Source organism: Acetivibrio ethanolgignens (assembly GCF_001461035.1).
GTDB classification, from domain to species: Bacteria; Bacillota; Clostridia; order Lachnospirales; family Lachnospiraceae; genus Velocimicrobium; species Velocimicrobium ethanolgignens.
In genome coordinates this window covers 1,428-2,746 of the sequence record NZ_LNAM01000052.1, presented here as the reverse complement: position 1 = coordinate 2,746, position 1,319 = coordinate 1,428, and the positions used below count along the sequence as shown (strand labels likewise).

Genomic DNA, 1,319 nt, shown 5'->3' with positions numbered 1-1,319 from the left:
TCGGCAGCCAGTTCACTGATGGTTGCGGAAGCTGCATGGTATAAGGCATCATAAAGGAGTTTCTGGTTACTGTAAATGACCGGATTTAGAATATCAGGAACAGTAAAAACCAGATGGAAATAGGGAGCATCAAGGACATCCTCCCTGCGTGCATCCATCCACATCTCCTTCGGAACAGCCTGACACATGGGACAACAGCGGTTGCGGCAGGAATTGTAATGAATCTGTACGGAACCACAATCCTCACATACACATACATTTGCACCGTAGGCACCGGTCTTGCAGTTCATGATGTTATGCGCAATCTTTGCCTGTATAGGAGAAGGTGAATACTGAACAAGGTATGCCGGATAAAAACGGCGAAAAATATCCTGTACTGTGGGTTTATCCATTGGCTGCACCATCCTTTCTGTCAAAAGGACTGCGGATGCCCATAAGGGATTTGTTGCTGACATGAAGATAAACTTCAGTGGATTTTGGATCGCGGTGTCCGAGCAATGCCTGAATATTCCGCTGTTCCACTCCTTGCTCCATAAGGTGGGTGGCAAAGCTGTGACGGAGGCAGTGAGGAGTAACACCGGATAACCCGGCAGCCGCTGCAGAACGGCGGATAACCTGTTCCAGTGTACTTAAGGTAAGATACTGCCCTGTAAACTGATTCGGAAACAGAATGCCTTTTGGTCTGCCTTTTTTGAACCAGTATTCTGTAAGAAGCGCAAGGTTTCTTTCAGACAGAATGGTATAACGATCCATCCGGTTCTTTGTATCCCGGATATGGATCTGCATGTTAGTACGTGAAATATCCTCATAATGAAGGTGGATTACTTCGGAAACACGCATTCCGGAAGAATACATGGTAGCAAACATAGCCTTGTATTTCAGGTCATCTGTAGCATCAAGAAGTCTATCGACTTCATCGACAGAAAGTACGGTAGGTAGTTTGTGCTCTATCATCATCCTTGGAACAGTGATATCATCCCAAAGAATGTGAAGTACATTTCGATAGAAAAAGCGGATGGCTGAATTATAAAGGTTGAGGGTGGTTGCTTTCAGACCGTCGTCTTTCTTGGCAAGAAGAAAGTCTCTAACATCCTGACAGGTAAGCTCTTCCGGAACTTTTTCCATGTAATTCAGGAAATAGGAAACATAGTTTTTGTAGCAGTTAATGGAACGCTCTTTGAGGTTACGGATTTTTCCGGCTTCCTCAAGCTGTAATAAATATTTTTCGTACATAATAAATCCTCCATGTAAAGTCAGTAATTTTGGGTATCACTGCTCACATGGAGGTGCATTGGAATAATAAAACCGCTTGCTAATTA

General features: G+C 43.9%; 2 protein-coding genes. Both read right to left on the bottom strand.

Going from position 1 to position 1,319, the window contains the following annotated elements:
• A partial coding sequence (locus ASU35_RS03710; RefSeq protein WP_172794590.1) for an IS91 family transposase occupies nucleotides 1-392 on the bottom strand: 392 nt, incomplete at its 3' end.
• On the bottom strand, nucleotides 385-1,233 hold the full coding sequence (locus tag ASU35_RS03705; RefSeq protein ID WP_058351717.1) for a tyrosine-type recombinase/integrase: 849 nt from the start codon (nucleotides 1,231-1,233) through the stop codon (nucleotides 385-387). The genes ASU35_RS03705 and ASU35_RS03710, both read right to left, overlap by 8 nt.
• Nucleotides 1,234-1,319 lie beyond the last annotated feature (86 nt).

Bases quoted from the DNA above. Each gene is read 5' to 3' on its own strand.
- ASU35_RS03705 (WP_058351717.1), bottom strand. From the start codon at position 1,233: ATGTACGAAAAATATTTATTACAGCTTGAGGAAGCCGGAAAAATCCGT.